This window comes from Rhodococcus sp. K11/5 (genome assembly GCF_055193735.1).
Map to the genome: position 1 here is coordinate 4323522 of NZ_CM143721.1, position 22413 is coordinate 4345934.

At 68.8% G+C, this 22413-nt stretch carries 18 protein-coding genes; 10 read left to right on the forward strand and 8 right to left on the reverse strand.

The window, feature by feature from the left end; translation table 11 throughout:
• Positions 1 to 3 precede the first annotated feature (3 nt).
• Positions 4 to 2859, reverse strand: a complete 2856-nt coding sequence (leuS, locus tag ACY466_RS20160) for a leucine--tRNA ligase (protein ID WP_463248534.1) — start codon at positions 2857 to 2859, stop codon at positions 4 to 6.
• A 65-nt stretch (positions 2860 to 2924) separates the two neighbouring features.
• Here leuS and ACY466_RS20165 point away from each other — a divergent pair, with 65 nt between their 5' ends.
• A complete protein-coding gene (locus ACY466_RS20165) occupies positions 2925 to 3335 on the forward strand; it encodes an SdpI family protein (protein WP_463248538.1) in 411 nt (136 codons plus the stop codon).
• Position 3336: 1 nt separating this feature from the next.
• Here the strand turns inward: ACY466_RS20165 and ACY466_RS20170 are convergent, their stop codons facing one another.
• The 5 genes from ACY466_RS20170 to ACY466_RS20190 form a co-directional block, all read right to left on the reverse strand.
• Positions 3337 to 3861 carry a hypothetical protein gene (locus ACY466_RS20170; RefSeq protein ID WP_463248541.1) on the reverse strand — a complete coding sequence of 175 codons (525 nt, stop codon included), beginning with the start codon at positions 3859 to 3861 and terminating at the stop codon, positions 3337 to 3339.
• 18 nt (positions 3862 to 3879) lie between these two features.
• Complete coding sequence (locus tag ACY466_RS20175) at positions 3880 to 4788, reverse strand: SDR family oxidoreductase (protein ID WP_463248544.1); 909 nt, start codon at positions 4786 to 4788, stop codon at positions 3880 to 3882.
• A 35-nt stretch (positions 4789 to 4823) separates the two neighbouring features.
• Complete coding sequence (locus ACY466_RS20180) at positions 4824 to 5804, reverse strand: DUF1648 domain-containing protein (protein WP_463248548.1); 981 nt, start codon at positions 5802 to 5804, stop codon at positions 4824 to 4826.
• Positions 5801 to 6163 carry a GntR family transcriptional regulator gene (locus ACY466_RS20185; RefSeq protein WP_463248552.1) on the reverse strand — a complete coding sequence of 121 codons (363 nt, stop codon included), beginning with the start codon at positions 6161 to 6163 and terminating at the stop codon, positions 5801 to 5803. The genes ACY466_RS20180 and ACY466_RS20185 overlap by 4 nt, the downstream gene beginning before the upstream one ends.
• A 161-nt stretch (positions 6164 to 6324) precedes the next feature.
• Positions 6325 to 6930 (reverse strand): YqgE/AlgH family protein, encoded by a 606-nt coding sequence (locus tag ACY466_RS20190; protein ID WP_463248555.1) that lies wholly within the window; start codon positions 6928 to 6930, stop codon positions 6325 to 6327.
• 126 nt (positions 6931 to 7056) lie between these two features.
• Here ACY466_RS20190 and ACY466_RS20195 point away from each other — a divergent pair, with 126 nt between their 5' ends.
• Positions 7057 to 8319, forward strand: a complete 1263-nt coding sequence (locus tag ACY466_RS20195) for an MFS transporter (RefSeq protein WP_463252385.1) — start codon at positions 7057 to 7059, stop codon at positions 8317 to 8319.
• On the opposite strand, the gene ACY466_RS20200 is transcribed toward ACY466_RS20195, so the two are convergent.
• Positions 8320 to 9807, reverse strand: a complete 1488-nt coding sequence (locus tag ACY466_RS20200; RefSeq protein WP_463252386.1) for a CCA tRNA nucleotidyltransferase — start codon at positions 9805 to 9807, stop codon at positions 8320 to 8322.
• A gap of 106 nt (positions 9808 to 9913) precedes the next feature.
• Between ACY466_RS20200 and ACY466_RS20205 the strand changes: the two genes are divergently transcribed.
• The 8 genes from ACY466_RS20205 (at position 9914) to ACY466_RS20240 (ending at position 21524) form a co-directional block, all read left to right on the forward strand.
• Positions 9914 to 10546, forward strand: coding sequence for an NUDIX hydrolase (locus tag ACY466_RS20205; protein WP_463248559.1), 633 nt, complete (start codon positions 9914 to 9916; stop codon positions 10544 to 10546).
• Positions 10543 to 12945 (forward strand): DUF6049 family protein, encoded by a 2403-nt coding sequence (locus ACY466_RS20210; RefSeq protein ID WP_463248563.1) that lies wholly within the window; start codon positions 10543 to 10545, stop codon positions 12943 to 12945. Before ACY466_RS20205 ends, ACY466_RS20210 begins: the two co-directional genes overlap by 4 nt.
• 11 nt (positions 12946 to 12956) lie before the next feature.
• A complete protein-coding gene (locus ACY466_RS20215) occupies positions 12957 to 17108 on the forward strand; it encodes a murein biosynthesis integral membrane protein MurJ (RefSeq protein ID WP_463248566.1) in 4152 nt (1383 codons plus the stop codon).
• Between the two features lie 69 nt (positions 17109 to 17177).
• Complete coding sequence (gene sigM / locus ACY466_RS20220) at positions 17178 to 17750, forward strand: RNA polymerase sigma factor SigM (RefSeq protein ID WP_463248568.1); 573 nt, start codon at positions 17178 to 17180, stop codon at positions 17748 to 17750.
• A gap of 86 nt (positions 17751 to 17836) precedes the next feature.
• Positions 17837 to 18661 carry a serine/threonine-protein kinase gene (locus ACY466_RS20225; protein WP_463248571.1) on the forward strand — a complete coding sequence of 275 codons (825 nt, stop codon included), beginning with the start codon at positions 17837 to 17839 and terminating at the stop codon, positions 18659 to 18661.
• A 140-nt stretch (positions 18662 to 18801) separates the two neighbouring features.
• Positions 18802 to 19791 (forward strand): thioredoxin-disulfide reductase, encoded by a 990-nt coding sequence (gene trxB / locus ACY466_RS20230; RefSeq protein WP_463248575.1) that lies wholly within the window; start codon positions 18802 to 18804, stop codon positions 19789 to 19791.
• A gap of 55 nt (positions 19792 to 19846) precedes the next feature.
• Positions 19847 to 20179: a thioredoxin gene (trxA, locus tag ACY466_RS20235; protein WP_463248579.1), complete on the forward strand. Its 333-nt coding sequence runs from the start codon at positions 19847 to 19849 to the stop codon at positions 20177 to 20179.
• Between the two features lie 157 nt (positions 20180 to 20336).
• Positions 20337 to 21524 carry an N-acetylmuramoyl-L-alanine amidase gene (locus ACY466_RS20240; protein WP_463248582.1) on the forward strand — a complete coding sequence of 396 codons (1188 nt, stop codon included), beginning with the start codon at positions 20337 to 20339 and terminating at the stop codon, positions 21522 to 21524.
• Between the two features lie 43 nt (positions 21525 to 21567).
• Here ACY466_RS20240 and ACY466_RS20245 read toward each other — a convergent pair whose 3' ends face one another.
• On the reverse strand, positions 21568 to 22323 hold the full coding sequence (locus ACY466_RS20245) for a GNAT family N-acetyltransferase (protein WP_463248586.1): 756 nt from the start codon (positions 22321 to 22323) through the stop codon (positions 21568 to 21570).
• Between the last annotated feature and the right edge of the window lie 90 nt (positions 22324 to 22413).

A 22413-nucleotide genomic window follows, 5' to 3' on the forward strand; every position in this document is an offset into this window, starting at 1 on the left:
CGCCTAGAGCACCACGTTCACCATGCGTCCCGGCACCACGATGACCTTCTTCGGCGCCGATCCGTTCAGCAGCGCGGCGATCTTCTCGTCCGTCAACGCGACGGCCTGAACGTCCTCGCGGGACGCATCGGCCGCCACCGTGATGCGGCTGCGCACCTTGCCGTTGACCTGGATCGGGTAATCCACGGTGTCGTCGACCAGCCACTTCTCGTCGACCGACGGGAAGGGACCATGGGCGAGAGACTCGCTGTGCCCCAACAGATTCCACATCTCCTCGGCGATGTGGGGTGCCAGCGGCGCGAGCATCAGAACCACCGGTTCGACGGCGGCGCGGGGGGCACCGTCGGGATAGGCCTTGGTGAGGTGGTTCGTGTACTCGATGAGCTTGGCGCCGGCCGTGTTGTCGCGCAGCGCCGCGTAATCCGCGTCCACACCCTCGATGGTCCGGTTCAGGACCTTCAGAGTGTCGTCGCTCGGATCGGTGTCGGTGACGCGCACGGCGCCGGACTCCTCGTCCACCACCAGGCGCCACACCCGCTGCAGGAACCGTTGCGCCCCCACGACGTCCTTGGTCGCCCACGGCCTGGAGGTGTCCAGCGGACCCATCGACATCTCGTACATGCGCAAGGTGTCGGCACCGAACTCCGCGAAGATCTCGTCGGGGGAGACCGAGTTCTTCAGCGACTTGCCCATCTTCCCGTACTCACGGTTCACCTCCGCGCCCTCGAAGAAGTACCTGCCGCCCTCCTCGGTCACCTCGTCCGCGGGGACGTAGACCCCGCGCGCATCGGTGAACGCGTACGCCTGGATGTAGCCCTGGTTGTAGAGGCGGCGGTACGGCTCCTTCGAGCTGACGTGACCGAGATCGAAGAGCACCTTGTGCCAGAACCGCGCGTACAGCAGGTGCAGCACCGCGTGCTCGACACCGCCGACGTAGAGGTCGAGACCGCCGGGATCGTTCTCCCCGTGGATCTCCGGACGCGGGCCCATCCAGTACGCCTCGTTCTCGGGGGCACACATCTGTTCGGAGTTCGTGGGGTCGATGTAGCGCAACTGGTACCACGAGCTTCCCGCCCACTGCGGCATGACGTTCGTGTCGCGGTGGTACGTCTGCAGCCCGTCGCCGAGATCGAGCTCCACGTTCACCCAGTCGGTCGCCTTGGCCAGCGGTGGGGACGGCTCGCTGTTCGCGTCGTTCGGATCGAACGAGACGGGGGCGTAGTCCTCGACCTCCGGAAGTTCCACGGGCAGAGCGTCGTCCGGCAGTGCGTGCGCGTTGCCGTCCGCGTCGTAGACGATGGGAAACGGCTCGCCCCAGTACCGCTGGCGGGCGAAGAGCCAGTCGCGCAGCTTGTACTGGATGGTGCCCTTCCCCGTGCCCGCCTCTTCCAGTCGCGCGATCACGGCGGCCTTGGCCGCGTCGATGTCGAGACCGTCGAGGAATTCCGAGTTCACGAGCGAACCCTCACCGACGTACGCGGCCTCGTTCACGGCACCACCGGAGATGACCTCGCGGATCGGCAACCCGAACTTCGAGGCGAACTCCCAGTCGCGCTGGTCGTGACCGGGGACGGCCATGATGGCGCCGGTTCCGTAGCCGGTCAGGACGTAGTCGGCCACGAACACGGGCACCTTCGCCCCGTTCACGGGGTTGACGGCGAACGCGCCGGTGAAGACGCCGGTCTTCTCCTTGTTCTCCTGGCGCTCGAGGTCGGACTTCGCGGCGATGGCTCGGCGATACGCACCGATCGCCTGCAGTGGAGTGCCCTCGCCGAGGGTCCAGCGCTCGTCGACGTCGACGGGCCACGCGACGGCCGTGATCTCGTCCACCAGACGGTGTTCCGGGGCGAGCACCACGTAGGTCGCGCCGAACAGCGTGTCGGGCCGGGTGGTGAACACGTCGATTCCCACGGTGCCACTGGCGTGCGGAAGGTCGGCCACGAACGTCACCTCGGCGCCGCGCGAACGACCGATCCAGTTGCGCTGCATGGTCTTGACCTTCTCGGGCCAATCCAGCAGTTCCAGATCGTCGATCAAGCGGTCGGAATACGCCGTGATGCGCATCATCCACTGCCGCAGGTTCTTTCGGAACACCGGGAAGTTTCCGCGGTCACTGCGGCCGTCGGCGGTGACCTCCTCGTTGGCCAGCACCGTGCCGAGGCCCGGGCACCAGTTGACGAGCGAGTTCGACTCGTAGACCAGCCGGTGATCGTCGAGCACCGCCCGGCGCTCCGCACGATCGAGTGCGTCCCAGGTCCGTCCGCTCGGGACCGCTCGGGTTCCGGCGGCGAACTCGGATTCGAGCTCGGCGATGGGACGTGCCCGTCCCGCGTCGGCGTCGTACCAGGAGTCGAAGATCTGCAGGAAGATCCACTGCGTCCAGTGGTAGAAATCGACGTCGGTGGTGGCCAGCGATCGACGCGTGTCGTGACCGAGGCCCAGACGCCCGAGCTGCCGACGCATGTTGGTGATGTTCGCCTCGGTGGTGGTGCGAGGGTGCGTCCCGGTCTGCACGGCGTACTGCTCGGCGGGGAGGCCGAAGGCGTCGTACCCGAGGGTGTGCAGCACGTTACGGCCACGCATGCGGTGGTAGCGCGCGAACACGTCCGTCGCGATGTACCCCAGCGGGTGGCCGACGTGCAGTCCGCTGCCCGACGGGTACGGGAACATGTCCTGGACGAACAGCTTGTCGGCGGGAACGTCCCCGCCGATGCTCAGGTCACCCACGGGGTTGGGCGCCGCGAACGTGCCTTCGGCGGCCCATCGCTCCTGCCACCGCGACTCGATGCGGCCCGCGAGCTCGGCCGTGTAGCGGTTGCTGGGCGTCGTGTCGGGGGTCGTTTCACCGGGTTGCGTCACCGGACCAGCGTAAAGCGTGACCACTCGCGTTCCGACACCCGCTCGCGGGCCCGTAAACTGGAGTGGTGATCGCTTCCGTCGTCTTGTCCGTGGTTCTTCTGATCAGCGCCGTCGCCCTGGGCACGGTCGCCGTGCTCGGATTCCGCGGGAAACTGTCGCGCAACGCCGTCGCCGGCGTGCGCACCGAGTCCTCCATGCGCTCGGACGAGACGTTCACCCTGGCCAATCGCGTCGCGGCCCCCACCACGGGCGCAGCGGCGGTGATCTTCGTGATCGGCGCGGTGGCCGCGCTCATCCCCGGAGGCGTTCTCGGAGCGGTGTTGGCGATCGGAGCGACGGTGGTGGCCCTGGTCGCCGCGGCGTACGGCGGCGCCATGGGCTCGAAGGCGGCGTCCCTGATCGAGGTTCCCGAGCAGGGTGGATGCGGCCACAGCTGCATCTCGTGCAGCCTGAAGGACGCCTGCCAGCCGAGCTGACCTAGGGCTTCATCGACCGCCTGATCTCCTCGAGCTTCGCCTTGCCGGCGCGCTCGCGCTCCTCGAACTTCTCCCGTTCGGTACGCCCGGCCGCGCTCTCGGCGTCGAGTTCGGTGGTTCCCATCGCGCGTGCCGCACGGCCCTCGAGCCGGTCGCGGACCGCGTCGAACGTGGGGGTCCCGTCGGCGGTGAAGCCGCGGGACGCGTCGGGACCGGGCATCGACGTCGGCTGTGCGAGACCCGGCTGCCCGACACCCGACTGCCCGAATCCCGGCTGCTCTGGTTCCGGCTGCGGATCGGGCTCGATCGTGACGTCGGCCTCGTCGACGACACTGTCGTCGACAGTGGTCTCGGACGCTGCCGCGTCCCCGGCTCGCGTCGTCGAGGTCAGAGCCGACGCCGCGTCCCGGACCGGCACGAGGACGGGCCGGGACCGCGTCGCGGCGAGGATCACGTCGAGCAGTTCGCCGTCGTCGAGGGTCTGCAGGTGCACCTCGACGGCCGCGGAATCGAGAGAATCAGACATGATTCCAGCCTACGGACGTCACGGCGTCGGCATGCCGCCGTTGACGTTCAGGGTGTCCCCGGTGACGTAACCGGACTCCGCCGAGGACAGGTAGACGTACGCGCCCGCGATCTCGGCCGGCTGGCCCGCGCGGCCGAGCGGCGTCTCCAGGCCGAACTCGGGCAGTGCCGAGGTGGGCTGTCCGCCCGCGGCCTGCAACGGCGTCCAGAACGGTCCGGGTGCGACCACGTTGACACGGATGCCCTTGGGGGCGAGCTGCTGGGCCAACGCCTTGCTCATCGTGTTGATCGCCATCTTGGTGGTCGCGTAGTCCACCAGACCGGGGGACGGCGTGTACGCCTGGATCGAGCTGGTGTTGACGATGGTCGAGCCCGGCGCCATGTGCGGCACGGCCTCCTGGATGATCCAGAACAGCGAGTACACGTTGGTCTTGAAGGTCGCGTCGAACTGCTCCGACGTCAGATCGGCGATGTCCTCGACGAACTGCTGCATGCCCGCGACGTTGACCAGCAGATCGATCCCGCCCAGCTTCTCGACGGTGGTGGTGACGATGCCGCGAGCGGCCTTCTCGTCGGTCAGATCGGCAGGGGCGAGAACGGCGGAGCGTCCGGCGGAGCGGATCAGCTCGGCGACCTCCTGCGCGTCCTTCTCCTCGGACGGCAGGTAGTTGAGCACCACGTCGGCGCCCTCCCGAGCGATCGCGATCGCGGCAGCCCGACCGATTCCGGAGTCCGCCCCCGTGATCAGTGCGCGCCGACCGGTCAGACGGCCCGAACCGCGGTAGCTGTTCTCACCGTGATCGGCCGTCGGTTCCAGATCGGATGCGAGACCGGGCGGATCCTGGTGCTGCTCCGGGAACCCGTCCTGCCGGTACTGCGTCACGGGGTTGGTGAAGGTGTACTGATCTGTTTCCGTTCCGATGGCCATGGGCGATGCATGCCCGCGTCTAGGGGGGTTGCAAACTATCGGGTCCGTTCCACCAGGGTGTTCGTCAACGCGACAGCCGTCTCGGCGTCGTCCGTCGTGATGACCAGCGAGCTGCCGTCGGTCCGGTGGATACGCACGGCATCGCCACCGCGCGTGATGACACCGGTCTCGCCACCGCGGCCGACTCGGATGCCGTAGCCGCCGAACTCCTTCAGCGGCGACACCGTGGCCGTCTCGGCGTACGCGATCGAATCCATCGGCACCCGCAGGCGGGGAAACCGCACCACGGTCGACGCCGTGACCCCGCGGTGATCGACGGTGGTCCGCCAGGTCACGAACACCACTCCGATCAGCGCCGTCACGACGCCGATCAACACCACCACGACACTGCCGGTCAGCAACGCGGCCACCGCCGTGACCAGCAGCGCGACGGCCAGAACGACAAGCCCCACCCTCGACGACGTCGTCCTCGTCCACACGGCGCGCTCGTGCGTCCCCAGGTCGACGCGAGGAGCGTCGGCCGGCGGCGAGGTCACCTCGGCGCGGACGGTGTCCCCGGCCGGCGTGGCGAACCACATCAGCGCGGCTGCCGCCACCGCCACGGGAACAACCACCAGAACGAGCACCTCGACAGACGGCGCCGCCGCCGCGTCGGGAAGGCCGCGCTGCGCCTCGAGAGCGGCCAGCGTCAGGCCGCACAGGAAGACGGCCATGCCCGTGACGAACGCCGCACCCGACGCCCGGAGCGTCCGATTCGCGGTGGTCGGTCCGGAATCGCGAATGCCGTGCAGGACGAAGGCGGCGGTCGCGGCGGCGAACGCCAGCGTCACGCCGATCATGACCGCCGTGAACGTCACCGGCGACGACGTCCCGTCCACCGCACCCGACGCATTCCAATGCGACGCAACCGGATCGGGAAGCTCCGGGAGCCACCGCGACACGAGCACGCCCGTGACGGCGGCCCCCACCACGGCGGGCACCAACACGTGCGCTGCGGTCCGAACGAGGGCGGTCATGAGGTCTCCTTCTCGAGAACCGAACGCATCAGCGCGGTGGCGGCGTCCGGTGTGAGCTTCAGCGTCTTCGCTTCGGCAGCAACGGTTTTCATGGCTCGATGCAACGCCGACCAATGATCGGGTTCGGCGACGATCACGGCGCCGCGACCTCGGCGCATCTCGATCACGCCCTCGTCCCGCAGCATCTGATAGGCGTGCAACACGGTGTGCACGTTGATGTCGAGCGAGTCCGCGAGATCGCGGGCGGACGGGAGGCGCTCGCCCGCGGCGGCCTCACCGGTGAGTACGGCGGAGCGCACGGCGTCGGCCACCTGCCCGAACAGCGGTCGGTGCGATGCGGAATCGACCCGGATCAACATGAGCCGAGTCTACTGTTCTAGTTCGAATAGAACAACCCTCGTGGTGGGGCGCGGCGATCCGGAGTCAGGGGCACCCTCGGTGCCGCAGACGGATCGAGGGTGCCCCTCACTCGGGACGGGCGGGGGCGCGCGGGCGGTGAGGCGGAGCCGGGAGCGGTCCGTCAGTTCCGCGCCACGTCGATGGGATGCGTCGCCAGCAGGGACATCGGCAGCGGTTGCCGGCGCAGCACCCGCGCCCACAGGTCCGTGCGCGGCGGGCCGAGCACGTCGGAGGGAAGCGCGGACACCACCATCCAGTCCTCGCGTTCGAGTTCGCTCTGCAGCTGCCCCATCGTCCATCCGGAGTACCCGGCGAAGATGCGCATGCCCTCCACCAGGGGAGCGATTGTGGCCGGAGCGCAGTCCAGATCCACCATCACCACGCGACCGTCGACCCGACGAAGTCCTTTGATCCGATCCGACGAGACACCGCGGCGCAGAGTGGCCAGACACAACGCCGAATCGCGTTTCACCGGTCCACCCACGAAGAGCGTCGTCGACATGGCCGTGAGATCCGACCACTGCGGAAGAACGTTCTGCACGGCCATCTCGCTGGGCCGGTTGACGACGACGCCCAGACTGCCCGCGTCGTTGTGCTCGATGACGTAGATGACGGTGCGCCGAAACGTCGGCTCCGTCAGCTCGGTCGAGGACACCAGCAGGGTTCCGGGTCGAACGACCCGGGCCGCTGCCGCCGTCCGGTCCTCCGGTTCGTCTCCGTGTGCCACCTCGCCATCATGGCACCGTACGAGACCGACGTGGGGGCGAAAGGCCGAGCACGTCGACCGGCCGGGTGCGCACTAGGGTCGGAAGCCGTGCACCCCGCGGACGCCCCACCTCCGCCCCGGGGTCCGATCGGCCGGGTGCTGGCGTCGCCCGGCGCGGTTCGACTGGTGATCCTTCGCTTCGCATCGCAGTTCGGCGACGGCATGTTCCAAGCCGCTCTGGGCGGCGCGATCCTGTTCGATCCGCAGCGCGGCGCCGATCCTCTCGCCGTCGCCGCGGGCTTCGCCGTACTTCTGCTGCCCTACTCGCTGGTCGGCCCGTTCGCCGGCGCTTTGCTCGACCGCTGGGACCGCCGTCGGGTACTCATGGTCGCCAGCGTGCTGCGTGGTGTGTTGATCGTCTGTGCCACAGCGCAATTGGCCTCGGGCTCGAGCAACGCCGCGGTTCTGGTCACCGCTCTCGCCGCCGTGGGGGTGAGCCGTTTCGTACTGGCCGGGTTGTCCGCCTCGCTCCCGCACGTGGTGCGCGAATCCTGGTTGGTGCCCACCAACTCCGTGCTCGTCACCGTCGGCGCCGGTGTGTCCGCCGCCGGGGCTGCCGTCGCCGTGACCGTCCTCGGTGTACTCGGACCGTCGGATTCGTCGACCGCGATCGCGACGGCCACCGCCGTCGTCGGGTCCGTCGTGGGTGCCGTCGCAGCCGCGGGATTCGCACCGGGTCGACTCGGACCGGGAGCCGACGTCGAGACAGCGGCCCCGCGCACGGTGATCGCCGACGTGGTCCGTGGACTCGCGACCGGGGCACACGCGGTGTGGACCACGCCACCGGTGCGATCCGCGCTCACCGGCGTCGGGGCGCATCGCATCGCGTTCGGAATCGACACGCTGGTGATGGTGCTGATCCTCGGTCGGAACACCGAATCCGTACTGCCCGGCGGCGTCGCGGGATTCGGTCTGACCATCGGTGCCGCGGCGGCGGGGATGTTCGTCGCGGCGGTCACGACGCCGATCGTGCTGCCGCGGTTCGGCCGGGCTCGCACCGTCGCCGGCGCCCTGATTCTGGCCGCGGCCGCGCAGTTCGGGCTGGTCGCGACGCTCACTCCGGACCTTCTGGTGCTCGGCGCCTTCGTCCTCGGCGCAGCCGGACAGACCGTGAAACTCACCGCCGATGCGGCCATGCAGATGCTGATCGACGACGACCGTCGAGGACGCGTCTTCGCACTGCAGGACACGGTGTTCAACGTGGCGTTCGTCGGCGCGGTGGCCGCGGCAGCGATGGTGATCGGGGCGCGTTCGACGACGGTCTCCTCCGATGCGGCGCTCGCCTGCGTGGTCGCCGGGGGAGTGGTCTACCTGCTTGCCGCGCTGGCGGTGGTCCGCGCGCGCCGGTGATCAGTGCTCGACCCGCGCCCACCAGGCCAGCAACTCGCGCTCCGCCTCGTCGCGGTCGAGCGGACCCCGATCGAGGCGCAGCTCCTTGAGGAACTTCCACGCCCGACCCACCTGCGGACCCGCGGGGATGTCCAGCAGTTCCATGATCGCGTTGCCGTCGAGATCGGGTCGCACGCGAGCGAGGTCCTCCTGCTCGGCCAACCGGGTGATGCGCTCTTCCAGGTCGTCGTAGGTCGCCTGCAGCGCAGCGGCCCGACGCTTGTTGCGCGTGGTGCAGTCGGCGCGCACCAGTTTGTGCAGTCGGGGCAGCAGTTCGCCGGCGTCGGTCGCGTACCTGCGCACGGCGGAATCGGTCCACTGTCCCTTGCCGTAGCCGTGGAAACGGAGGTGCAGGAACACCAGTTGCGCGATCTCGTCCGTGGTCTTCTTGGGGAATTTCAACGCCCGCAGCCGTTTACGCACCATCTTGGCGCCCACCACCTCGTGGTGGTGGAAGCTGACGCCACCTCCCGGTTCGTTCCGCTTGGTGGCTGGTTTGCCGATGTCGTGGAGCAGAGCCGCCCAGCGCAACACCAGATCGGGGTCGCCGTCCTCGAGGTCGATGGCCTGCTGCAACACCGTCAGCGAGTGCCAGTAGACGTCCTTGTGCTGATGGTGCTCGTCGATCTCGAGCTTCATCGCGGGCACCTCGGGCAACACGCGCGCCGCGATACCGGTCTCGCACAGCGCATCGACGCCGTCGACGGCGTGCTCACCGAGGATGAGTTTGTCCAGTTCGGCGGTGACACGTTCGACGGTGATGCGGTCGATCTGGTCCGCCATGTCCACGATCGCCGATCGCACGCGGGGCAGCATCGAGAACCCGAGCTGCGAGACGAAGCGTGCCGCGCGGAGCATCCGCAGCGGATCGTCGCCGAACGAGTCCTGCGGGGTGCCGGGAGTATCGAGCACCCCTTCGAGCAACGCGTCCAACCCGCCGAGGGGATCGACGAACTCGTGGGACGCATCCGCCCCCACCCGAACCGCCATCGCGTTGACGGTGAAATCGCGTCGCACCAGGTCCTCGTCGAGAGACGACCCGTACTTCACCACGGGGTTGCGGCTGACCTGGTCGTATCGGTCGGTGCGGTAGGTGGTGATCTCGATCTGGCGGCCGCTCTTGACCGCACTCACGGTGCCGAACTCGATGCCCGTGTCCCATTGATGGTCCGCCCAGCCGGTGAGAACCTGCTGAACACGATCCGGCCTGAGGTCGGTGGTGAAGTCCAGATCGGTGTTGAGTCGGCCGAGCAGGGCGTCGCGCACGCTTCCCCCCACCAGGTACAGCTCCCCACCCGCGGCGGCGAACAGGGCACCGAGCGGAGTCAGGATGTCACCGTGCTCACGGAGCGCGATCTCGGCGGACGCCAGGAGCCGGGCGCGGCGTTCCGATTCGGCACTCGCGGCGGCGTCGGGCGCGGCCGGGGTTCGGTCGGAATCGGAATCCACAGCGTCGGCCACGCCGCCGAACTCTACCTGCGCCGATCTCGTCGTCCCTGCGGCCGGTCGGTGCGCTTGGCCGGAAGAGAGGCGGGGGCCAACTAGTATCGATCGGGTGTCCGGTGCCGAGCGAGCCAAGAGAAACCGTCGCGGTGTGCGACGGCGTCCTCGCACCGGTGCCGACGCCGCGCACCGCGGTGGCGACAAGCCGGCCCTGCGTACGGTTCGGGAAACCTCGGCGGGCGGACTGGTGGTCGACGGCCTCGACGGCCCCCGCGAGAACCAGTGCGCGGCACTCATCGGCCGTACGGATCGCCGCGGTCGTCTCCTGTGGTCGCTTCCCAAAGGCCACATCGAGACCGGAGAAACGCCCGAGCAGACCGCCGAACGGGAGGTCGCCGAGGAAACCGGCATCACCGGCACGGTCCTGGCACCGCTCGGGAGCATCGACTACTGGTTCGTCACCGAGGGCCGCCGAGTGCACAAGACCGTGCACCATTACCTTCTGCGCAGCCTCGGCGGTGAGTTGTCCGACGAGGACGTCGAGGTCACCGAGGTCGCCTGGGTGCCCCTGACCGAACTCGGGACCCGCCTCGCCTACGCGGACGAGCGCAAGCTCGCCGAGCGCGCCGGCGAGATGATCGCCGCCATGCCCCTCGAGATTCCTGCGACACCGACGAACCCGACGATGCGGGACAACCCGGACAGGCCGGGAGCCGCCGACGCCGGCCCGCAGACGGCCGGATGACCCGCTCCACCCCGACCACCCGAGTGCTGGCCGCGATCGTGGCCGTCGTCGCGTTGCTGGCCTTCTCGCCCGGCATCGCCCTCGCTTATCCGAACGCCGCCCAGCCCGTGCCCCAGCAACCCGTGCCCCAGCAACCCGGCACACCACCCGACACCTCCGAGGACGGGCGCTTCCTCCAGATCTCCGTCGACGAGGTCACCCCGTCTATCGTGACCACGAGCAGCACCGCGACGGCCACCGTCACGGGAACGGTCACCAACGTCGGAGACCGGGACGTGTCCGACATCGCGGTACGCCTGCAGCGAGCCCCGCAGATCGCGAACGCGGACGCGCTGCGCACCACGCTCTCGGCCGATCAGGACGTCTTCGACACCGTCGGGGTGTTCGAGAGCCTCACCGATTCCCGCCCCGACGGAACCCTGCCGCAGGGCGACTCGGTGCCGTTCTCCCTGTCCCTTCCGTTGCGTTCGGTCACGGACCCGTCCCTGCGCATCGACGAGCCCGGTGTCTACCCGTTGCTGGTCAACGTCAACGGAACGCCCGAGTTCGGACAGGAAGCCCGCCTCGACGACGCGTCGTTCCTGCTTCCCGTCTCCGGTGTGCCCCGCGACGCGTCCGTCATCGACGCGTCGTCCCCGTCCGCCGCTCCCGTGGCACCGGACATCACCCGCCCGCTCGGCACCACCGTCCTGTGGCCGCTCGCCGACCGCCCCCGCCTGGCGGCCGGTCTCCCCGGCACCGTCGACGAGCCGATCCGACTGGTGGACGACGAACTCGCCGTCTCGCTCGCGGCGAGCGGCCGACTGGAGGGCCTGCTCTCGGCGCTGGAATTCGCGGTGGGCGGCACCGTGGACACCGAGGGACGGCTGGCCGCGGCCACGTGTCTGGCCGTCGACCCCGACCTGTTGGTCACCGTGGCCGGGATGGCCCGCGGATACGTCGTTCTCGAGAACCCCGCCGACCCGACGGGTCCCACCCGGCCCGGAGCCGGCTCCGCGTCGGCACAGTCCTGGCTGGACCGTCTGCGTGAGCTGGCCGGATCGCTGTGCGTCGTCGCCGTGCCCTTCGCTCAGGCCGATCTCGACGCCGTCGCCGACGTCGCGGATCCCACGCTCACGGCCGCGGCGGTCACCACCCCGGCCGACGTGATCGACGGCATCCTGGGAGTGACGTCGCGACGCGACGTCGTGTGGCCCGAGTCCGGTGTTCTGGGGCCCGACGCGGCCGGCATGCTCGAGACGACGGTGCCGGGTGCAACAGCCCTCGTGGCGAGCACGTCGATTCTGGCGGCCGAGCCTCGCGACACCGCCACACTGGGTGTGCGCGGCGAACTTCCGGACACCCCACCGTCGCCGCCGTTGCGCACGGCGTTGTTCGACCCGACGGTGGCCACCGCACTCGCCGGCGTCGGCGAGGAACCCTCGACCCCCGGCTTCACACCGCGAGATCAGATCTACGACCTCGGTGGCGACTCGCGTACCGCCCGCCTCCAGGACGCCATCGGCGCTCTCCTGTGGAAGGCGCTGACTCCCGAGGACCCCGACGCCCGGACCCTCACCGTGGTTCCCCCGCAGACCTGGCGACCCGATCGCGACGAAGCCGCCGACGTTCTCGGCACCGTGGCCGGACTGTTGCGGTCCGGTCTCGCGACCTCGCGGCCACTGTCCGTCGTCGTCGCCGACGCAGCGAACGCGCCGCTCGGCGGACTGCAGACGCCGCCGGACAGCCGCACCGATTCCGTTCCCGACGACGTGGTGAACGCAGCCGGTGACCAGATCGGCCGTGTGACCACGCTGCGCGGGGCGTTGGTGCAGGACCCGCGCAGCGCACTGACCCCGGACCTGTTCACCGCCCCGTTCCGCGAGGACATCCTGCGGGCGATGACCGGTGCCGATCGTCGCGGACCGCGGCGGTCCGCTGCACTCTCCGATGCGCGCGACCGCATGACGGCCGTACGGACCGGACTCGACCGCATGTACGGCTCCGCGACCATCATCGCGCCGGGCGGTGTCTTCACCCTGGCCTCCGAAGCGAGCCCGTTGCTGCTGGTCGCGCGGAACGATCTGCCCATCGGCATCACCGTGCGGCTGTCCGTCGACGCACCGGCGGCCATGGAGATCGAGGACGTCGGGATCCAGCAGCTTCCGCCGCGCGGCAGCCGGTCCCTGCAGGTGCCCGCTCGCGTCTCCGACTCCCGGCAGATGACGGTGCAGTTCGCACTGACCACTGCGGAGGGCGCACGCTTGGGGGATGCTGCGACTGTGAACGTTCGGTCCAATGCGTACGGTCGTGCACTGGCCATCATCACAGCGGGCGCGGGCGTACTGCTCCTGTTGCTGGCGGGCCGACGACTTCTGCACCGGTTCCGCGGTCAACCCGATCCGGCCGACGAGACGTAAGAGGACTTCAGATGACCGGGAGCATTCCCCACGGCGGACCCGACGGCCTGGCCGGTCGAGCGCCTCGGGCGCCCTGGGAGCGAACCTCCCCGATCAGCACCACCCCGCCCGCGCGGCCGCAGGGTCCGCCTCCCGTCTCCGCCCCGCCCGCCACCGAACCGCCCGCTGCCCCAGCCGCCGCGGCCTCGACGGATCCGGACGATTCGCAGAAGAACTCGCGATTGATGTCGGCGACCGGTGCGATCGCCTTCGCCACGTTGATCAGCCGCATCACCGGCTTCGCCAAGCAACTGATGCTGGTGACGGTCCTCGGCGCGACGATCGCCAGCTCGTACACCGTGGCCAGCCTGATTCCCAACATGATCGCCGAGCTGGTCCTCGGCGCCGTCCTCACTGCGATCGTCGTCCCGGTTCTGGTGCGGGCGGAGAGCGAGGACGCGGACGGCGGAACCGCCTTCGTGCGGCGGTTGTTCACCGCGGCCCTGACGATGCTGATCGTCGCCGCGGCCCTGGCCACGGCGGCGGCGCCGCTGTTGACGCGGTACGTGTTCCTGAGCGAGGACGGCAAGGTCAACACGGCGCTGACCACCACGCTTCTGTTTCTGTTGCTGCCCGCCATCGTCTTCTACGGCCTGTCCGCGCTGTTCACCGCGATCCTCAATACCCGGCAGAACTTCAAGCCGGGAGCGTGGGCTCCGGTTCTGAACAACGTCGTCGTTCTCGGTGTTCTGGTCCTGTACCTCGTGCTGCCGGGCGAGATCACTCTCGATCCCGTGAGCATCAGCGAACCGAAGCTGCTGCTGCTGGGGCTCGGCATCACCCTCGGTGTCGTGGTGCAGGCCGGAAGCCTGATTCCGGCGCTGCGGCGCAACGACATCGATCTGCGTCCTCTGTGGGGACTCGACGACCGGCTCAAGCAGTTCGGCGGCATGGCCGTCGCCATCGTGCTGTACGTCGTCATCAGCCAGGCGGGCATGGTGTTCGCCACGCGCATCTCGTCGGGCGTCGACGAGGCCGGCCCGATCATCTACAACCAGGCCTGGATCCTGCTCCAATTGCCGTACGGCGTTCTCGGCGTCACGGTCCTCACGGCGATCATGCCCCGGCTGAGCCGCAACGCCGCCCGCAAGGACACGCCCGCCGTCGTCGACGATCTCTCGATCGCCACCCGCCTGACGATGCTGGCGCTGATACCCGTCATCGGCTTCCTGACCATCGCCGGCCCCCAGGTGGGCCGCGCGCTCTACGGGTACGGAAACTTCGGAACCGGCGACGCCGCCCGGTTGGGCGAAGCGGTCAGTTGGTCCGCCTTCACCCTCATCCCGTACTCGCTCGTCCTGATTCATCTCCGCGTCTTCTACGCCCGCGAACAGGCCTGGACACCCACCTGGATCGTGCTCGGTGTGACCGGCGTCAAGATCGGGTTGTCGGCGCTGGCCCCGTTGATCGCCACGTCCGATCGCGAGGTCGTCCTCCTCCTCGGTGCCGCGAACGGTCTCGGTTACATCACGGGCGCGATCATCGGCTGGATGCTGCTGCGCCGCACGCTCGGCGACATCGTGCTCTCCGGAGTCCGACGCACCGTCGCGCTGACCCTTGCCGCGACCCTCGTCGCGATGATCGCCGTCTTCGCGCTCGACCGCCTGCTCGGCTTCGATCGGTTGGACTCCGGAGTCGGATCACTGCTTCGGGTCGCTTTCAACGGTGCCGTCATGCTGCTGGTCACCGCGATCGGCCTGTACTGGGCCAAGATTCCGGAAATCCAGGCCGTCGGCGTCGCCGTGCTTCGGAAGGCCGGCCGCATCCCGCCGGTGCCTGTAACGCAGACACCACCCGCCACCGATCCGATGTTCGCGGACACAGTGCTCCTTCCGGCCATCGGCGGGCCGGCGGACCCCGAGACACACCGTCCGTCGGGCTCCGTCGTCGGTGCGCCCGGGGGCGAATCCCTCCCGTACCCTGGGAGCCGACGAGAAGGCCCCCGCCGACCGATCGCTCGAACGCTGAGAGATCACCCCATGACGGTTCCGGCGGACGAGGCCGAGACCACCGTGTTCCCGGCGTACGTGGACGAGAACACAGTGAGACGTGACGAAGGAGTGGCAGTGACCGACGACCAAGGTGCCGGTGGGCGTTCGTCGTCCCGGACGGACGACTCCACCGACTCCGGAGCCGTCTCCACCGACGCTCGTCGAGAGGGTCCCGTCGAGGCCGACGCTCGTCGAGAGGGTCCCGTCGAGGCCGACGCTCGTCGAGAGGGTCCCGTCGAGGCCGACGCTCCGGTCGGTCCGGACGACACCACCACACCCGACGCCACCACACCCGACGCCACCACACCCGACGCGACGCCGACCCCGTCGTCCGAATCGGACACGCCCGAATCGGATGCAGCCGGCTCCACCGCAGCGGTTCCGCAGTCGGACGTCACGGACACCGAGACCTCACCGACCGACGCCTCGCCCACGGATTCTTCGGCCACGGGTTCTTCACCCGCGGACGAGACGATCGGAGCTCCGGACGCGTCCGGTGCGTCTGCGGCCGGGACGAACCGTGCGGTCGTCGACACCGGCGTCATCCCGGTCGGATCTCCCACGCTGCCGCCCGTCGGACCGCCCGTACCGCCGCCGAACGCCGTCCCCGACCGCGCACGGCTGCGCGGTCCCAAGCTCATCCCCGGCGCGTCCGTAGCCGGAGGGCGCTACCGCCTCCTCGCCCCCCACGGCGGCGCCCGCGGTCTGGAGTTCTGGCAGGCCCACGACGTGAAGCTCGACCGCGAGGTCGCGTTGACCTTCGTGGACGCGGAGCAGCGGGCCACCGGAGTCGTCGACGAGCGCTCCGACGGACCGCAGGCGGTCCTGTCCCGGACGCTGCGGCTCGGCCGCATCAATTCGTCGGGCCTGGCTCGCGTGCTCGACGTGGTGCGGGGAAGCTCCGGCGGCATCGTCGTGGCCGAGTGGACCCGGGGTCGGTCCCTGCGGGAGATGGCCGACACCGATCCGTCGCCCATCGGGGCTGCGAACGCCATCAAGTCGCTCGCCGCGGCCGCGGAAGCCGCCCACCGCAGTGGGGGCGCGCTGTCCATCGACCATCCGGATCGCATTCGCATCAGCGTGAAGGGCGACGCGGTGCTGGCCTTCCCCGCCACTCTCGGTGACGCCGATCCGCAGTCGGACGTGCGCGGGCTCGGGGCCATGCTCTACGCCCTTATCACCGCACGCTGGCCCCTCGCGGCGAACGGTTCCGGAACCGTGGGCGGCATGCGTGTCGCCGATCGCGGTGCGAACGGCGCACCGGTCGAGCCGCGCGAGATCCGACCCGACGTTCCGTTCGAGATCTCCGCGGTCGCCGTCCGGGCGCTGGAACAGAACAGCGGCATCCGCACCGCGGCCACCGTGCAACACATCCTCGGTCAGGCCGCGGTGGTCAACGAGAAGACCGAGATGATTCCCGCGCTCCGCCTCGGCCAACGTCCTCCGGGCGCCACCGGTCATGCGCTCGCCGACCCCGACGACGAGCCGGCCGACAAGTCGAACACGATGCTCGCAGTGCTGGTGGGCCTCGGCATCCTGACCGTCGTGGTGCTCGGACTGGTGGGCTGGTGGTTGGCCAACCTCCTGTCCGGCGGAGGTTCGGACGAACCGTTGACCGAGCAGAACTTCGGTCTGACGTCCACCGCGGAAGCTCCGGCCGCACCGGGAGAACCTGCCCCCGAGGCCGCACCGTTGATTCCCGCCGGATTCGGTTCGGCCGAGGTGTACTCACCGCAGGGAAGCGCGGACAACCCCGGAGCCGTGGACAACGTGCTCGACAACGACCCCGGGACCGTGTGGCAGACCGACACCTACTTCAATCCGTTTCCCTCGCTCAAGCCCGGAGTGGGCATCCTCGTCTCGCTGGACGAGCCCGCGACGTTGAACAGCGTGTACGTGAACTCGCCGTCACCGGGAACTGTGGTCGAGATTCGCGTCGCCGGTGACGCGTCTCCGGACCTCGACGACACCCAGCTGATCGGCTCCGCGACCCTGGAGGACGGGCTCAACGACATTCCTGTCAATCCGGACGGTCCCACCGAGTACGTGTTGTTCTGGATCACCGATTTGAGCACGGCAGACGGTGGAAACCGGTCCGTCATCGCCGATATCGGCGGGTTCCGCACGTCCTGACGCACCACCCGCGGCGTGTGTTCCGCTTCCGTTCCGGCGGTCCGGTTTGTTTTCGGTTAACATCCGCGCGTGCGACTTATCGGGGGGGTCGCGGGGGACGACGCATCGGACGGCGAGCTCCTGGCGGCGCACATCGGGGGAGATCCAACGGCTTTCGGCGTACTCGTGCGTCGACACGAAGCCCATCTGTGGCTGACGGCTCGCCGAGCCAGTTACTCGGCGGAGGATGCGGCGGACTCCCTGCAGGAAGCACTGCTCTCCGCTCATCGCACCGCCGGCTCGTTCCGCGCCGACGCCGCCGTGCGCAGCTGGCTGCATCGCATCGTCGTGAACGCCTGTCTGGACCGGCTACGTCGAAACAAGGTTCGTCCGACGGTGCCACTCGGCGAGGAGGCCCGCGAACCCCGCGATCCCTTCGATCGCTACGCCGACGTCGATCTCTCGCTCGTCGTCGAGAAGGCCCTGGACACCCTGCCGCCGGAGCAACGTGCGGCGGTGGTGGCGGTCGACATGGAGGGCTACTCGGTGGCCGATGCGGCGAAGATCCTCGACGTCCCGGTGGGGACCGTGAAGAGCCGCTGTGCTCGCGGACGGCAGAAACTGGCCTCGGTTCTGCAGACCCTGCGAGCCGACGGCGCGTGAGACGCCGGCGACCGAGATGTCGGCGCTCGCGAACAAGTTGAATTCTGAACGGAACCAACCGCCGGAGCGGCGCGTCCAATCCTCGTGTGGACAGTGGACCCGAGGCGCGCAACAGCATGAACGGTGCTCGATTCGGCCGGTCCGGGGGCCGTGAGGGCTTCGCCCGGGACTTCCTCGCGGACCTGCACGCCGGTGTGGTGGACGACGACATCGCCGCCGCGGTCTGGCCCCGCGTCCGGGCCGATCCCGCGGCAGCCGCATACCTGGAGTCATTGGACGACGTCGTGGCCACGCTGCGCACCCGCGGCGCCGACCTCGACGCAGAGCTGGCCGTTCCACCGGCCGTGCGCGTACGCATCGACGCGGCTCTCGCCGAGGCCGCACTGGCCGACTGCGAATCCGGGACCGACGTCGCAGCCGACAGCGGAGCAGGGCCCCGACGCGAGATCCGCAGCGCACACATCGACTCGGTGCCGGCGGCGCGGCGTCGACGCCTGCTCGCTGCGGCCGCTGCGGTTCTGACTCTCGGCGCGGTGGGCCTCGGCATCGCCGTGGGATACGAACGCACCGAGTCCGAGCCGTCCGTGGCCGCGCCGACGACCGATCCGCCCGCTCCGTCGCCTCCCGGCACCGAGGCCTCCGGGTTGGACGCTCGACTGATCGCCGCCACCGTCGGCACCGACGATCGGGGCCGATACGCCGACCCGGCTCTGCTGGCCGGATGCCTGGCCGCCAACGGCGTCGATCCCGAGTCCGCCGTGCTGGGTATCGGCGAGGTGACCGTGGACGGTGCCGACGCGACGCTGGTGGTGGTGCCCGGCTCACGCCCGGGGGCCCTCGTCGCGCTGGCCGTGGGTACCGAGTGTGGACCCGGCTCGGCGGACACGGTGTCGCGCGCCGAGATCGGCTGACGGCGGGAACAGTGCGCCCCGGGAACCGTGCGCCCCGGGAACTGTGCGCCCCGGGAACAAGGTCTGTTCACCTACTGTTGTCAGGATTACGAGCAAGAGCGCAGGAACCCTTGCGACGCCCCTCACCACGGAAGGCGAAGATGACTTCTTCACACGTCCACGACCTGATCATCGTCGGATCCGGTCCCGCCGGATACACCGCGGCGGTCTACGCGGCACGGGCCGAGTTGAAGCCTCTGGTCTTCGAAGGCACGCAGTTCGGTGGTGCTCTGATGACCACGACCGAGGTCGAGAACTTCCCCGGCTTTCGCGACGGCATCATGGGCCCGGACCTGATGGAGCAGATGCGTGAGCAGGCGAAGCGATTCGGCGCCGACATCCGCACCGAGGACGTCGAGGAGATGTCGCTGACGGGCGATGTGAAGACCGTGACCGTCGACGGTGAGATCCACCGTGCGCGCGCCGTCATCCTCGCCATGGGTGCGGCCGCACGCTACCTGGGCGTACCGGGAGAGCAGACCTTGCTGGGTCGCGGGGTGTCCGCCTGCGCCACCTGCGACGGCTTCTTCTTCCGCGACCAGGACATCGCCGTCATCGGCGGCGGCGACTCCGCGATGGAGGAAGCCACGTTCCTCACCCGTTTCGCTCGGTCCGTCACGATCGTGCACCGACGCAGCGAGTTCCGGGCGTCGCGCATCATGCTCGAGCGCGCCAAGGAGAACGAGAAGATCACCTTCGTGACCGACGCCGATGTGGTCGAGGTCCAGGGCAACTCCGGCGTCACCGGGTTGAAGATCCGCGACACCCGCACCGGCGACGAGCGCGTGCTCGACGTCACCGGCGTCTTCGTCGCGATCGGACACGATCCGCGCTCCGAACTGGTCCGCGGACAGGTCGACCTCGACGACGCAGGATATGTCGTCGTCGAGACCCCGACCACCTCCACCAGCATCGACGGTGTCTTCGCGGCCGGCGACCTCGTCGACCACGTGTACCAGCAGGCCATCACCGCGGCCGGCACCGGCTGCTCCGCGTCCATCGACGCCGAGCGCTGGTTGGCCGAGCGCGGCGAGATCTCCGAGAACACCCTCGAGAACGCCGACAAGGACGTCGACGTCGTCAACGCCTGATCCAAGTTCCCTTCTCCGTCCCCCTTCTTCCACGTCCCTACCGCCAGGAGCCGTCATGTCCGATCACAGCACCGTCACCATCAGCGACGATTCGTTCGCCGCCGACGTTCTGAACAGCGACAAGCCCGTTCTCGTCGATTTCTGGGCCACCTGGTGCGGCCCGTGCAAGATGGTTGCGCCCGTACTCGAGGAGATCGCTGCCGAGCACGCGGACAAGCTGACCGTCGCGAAGCTCGACATCGATGCCAATCCGCAGGCAGCGCGGGATTTCAAGGTCATGTCGATCCCCACGATGATCCTGTTCCAGAACGGTGAGCCCGTGAAGACGATCGTCGGCGCGAAGGGCAAGGCTGCACTGCTTCGCGACCTCGAAGGCGTAATCTCCTGATCTGAACACTCCCGATCGATCCGGTGCCCGTGGGTGATGTTCCTGTCACCGACGGGCACCTCGGTCGTGGAGCCCGGTTCTTCTGAGACAATCGTCGGATGAACCGTCTCCATCAGGGGTACTCGGGACGCACGAAACAGGAAGGTCAGCGACGACAATGAAGCCACTCCGTCACGGTGATCGCGGACCGGCCGTCGCGGAGGTTCGGGGCATTCTCACCGGTCTCGGCTTCCTGGCCGGGGATGATCGATCACTCGACGCGAACTCCCCCTGGACCGAACCGGATGTGCAGTACGACCTGCACCTCGCCGACGCCGTCCGCGCTTTCCAGCAGCAGCGCGGCCTCCTGGTCACCGGCGAGGTCGACACCGCCACATATCGCGGCATCAAGGAAGCGTCGTTCCGCCTCGGCGCCCGCACGCTCATCTATCAGCTGTCCGCTCCGCTGTACGGCGACGACGTCGCCACGCTGCAGCGTCGATTGCAGGACCTGGGCTTCTACAACGGCCGTGTCGACGGGTTCTTCGGATCCCAGACTCACGAGGGGTTGTCCTCTTTCCAACGTGAGATCGGGCTCGCACCCGACGGAATCTGCGGGCCCGCCACTCTGCGCTCCCTCGACCTGCTCGGCACCCGGGTGACCGGCGGATCGCCGCACGCGATCAGTGAGGAAGAACTGGTGCGCAGCTCGGGTCCGCAGCTGACGGGCAAGCGCATCGTCATCGATCCGGGTCTCGGGGGTGCCACGACCGGGGTCACCGTCGATTCCCCCCACGGCCCGGTCACCGAGGAGGCCATCCTCTGGGACCTCGCGAGTCGGCTCGAGGGACGTATGGCGGCGACGGGCATGGAGACCTACCTGTCCCGAGCCCGGTCCACCGATCCCACCAACGCCGAACGCGCCGAGACGGCGAACGAGATCGGTGCCGATCTCATGATCTCCCTGCGCTGCAGTACGCACAGCAGCCCACTCGCGAACGGCGTGGCCGGCTTCCACTTCGGCAATTCGCACGGATCGACGTCCCTCATCGGCCAGGTGCTCACCAGCTACGTCCAGCGCGAGATCGTGGCGCGAACACCGTTGCAGGACTGCCGAAGCCACGGCCGGACCTGGGACATCCTTCGACTCACCAACATGCCCACCGTGCAGCTCGAACTCGGATATCTGAGCAACGTCGACGACGTCGCGGTGCTTGCCGATCCTCGTCAGCGCGACATCATCGCGGAAGCCATCCTGGTATCGGTGAAACGCCTGTATCTGCTCGGCCAGGACGACCAGCCGACCGGCACGTTCACGTTCGCCGAGCTTCTCGCCTACGAGTTGGCCGCGGCCGAACGCACGTAGATCTTTCCGGAAACCGTTCCTGGCGGGAGAGGTCGGTGCTCGTTCAACGAGCGCCGACCGCGACCCTCGGGTCTGCCTCCACGACCGTCAGTGCCGCCGCCTCGAGAAGTCGATCCAACGCGGACTCGACGTCTTCCTTCCACCCGTGATCGCGATCGAGTTCCAGACGTAGACGCGGGAACCGATGATGCGGGGCGACGACCTCGAATCCGTACTTCTCGAGGAACTCCGCATCGATCATGCAGTTCGCCTCGCCGCACTCGCGCGGACCGACGCCGAGGTATCGAGTCTCCGCCTCGGGCTCGGTCAGCCGAACACCGAACGCCTCGAGGGCACGCACCCCGCGGTTGACCAGATTGCGGACTGCCGCCTGCATCAGTACCGCGCGCACATCGTCACCGTCGTCGACGAGATTCGGGGAGTAGAGCGACGTCAACAGAATCGCGTCGGGACTGACCGGGGCGGTGGGGAACGACGGGACGCGCGGTACGGCTCCGGGCGGGGCGTACAGCGCGCACCCGACGGACTCGATGGCGTCCGGTTCTTCGTCCGCGTGCGACGACGTGGACACGTGATCGATGTCCGGCACATCCGGCACATCCGGCATCGTGGTGGCGACCTGTCCACACGGACCCCATTCGAGCATGACCATCGACAGCCAGGCTTCCTTCTCGAACTCCGTGTCGACGAACGACGGAGCCTCGACCGTCGGATCGACGGTCCAGAACACACACTGCCGATCATGGGCGGGCAGAGCCTCGAATCCGCCGAGAGTAAGTGTGGAGACCAGGATCGTCACGCGTTCGAAAACCTCCGTACCCCGACGACGCGGTGGATGGGGCGTCCGCGCCGGTAGTTCGGGTTACACAATAGGGGATACCGGTCCACT

Bases quoted from the DNA above. Each gene is read 5' to 3' on its own strand.
- ACY466_RS20170 (WP_463248541.1), bottom strand. From the start codon at position 3,861: ATGTCTGATTCTCTCGATTCCGCGGCCGTCGAGGTGCACCTGCAGACC.
- ACY466_RS20175 (WP_463248544.1), bottom strand. From the start codon at position 4,788: ATGGCCATCGGAACGGAAACAGATCAGTACACCTTCACCAACCCCGTG.
- ACY466_RS20180 (WP_463248548.1), bottom strand. From the start codon at position 5,804: ATGACCGCCCTCGTTCGGACCGCAGCGCACGTGTTGGTGCCCGCCGTG.
- ACY466_RS20185 (WP_463248552.1), bottom strand. From the start codon at position 6,163: ATGTTGATCCGGGTCGATTCCGCATCGCACCGACCGCTGTTCGGGCAG.
- ACY466_RS20210 (WP_463248563.1), top strand. From the start codon at position 10,543: ATGACCCGCTCCACCCCGACCACCCGAGTGCTGGCCGCGATCGTGGCC.
- ACY466_RS20215 (WP_463248566.1), top strand. From the start codon at position 12,957: ATGACCGGGAGCATTCCCCACGGCGGACCCGACGGCCTGGCCGGTCGA.
- trxB (WP_463248575.1), top strand. From the start codon at position 18,802: ATGACTTCTTCACACGTCCACGACCTGATCATCGTCGGATCCGGTCCC.
- trxA (WP_463248579.1), top strand. From the start codon at position 19,847: ATGTCCGATCACAGCACCGTCACCATCAGCGACGATTCGTTCGCCGCC.
- ACY466_RS20240 (WP_463248582.1), top strand. From the start codon at position 20,337: ATGAAGCCACTCCGTCACGGTGATCGCGGACCGGCCGTCGCGGAGGTT.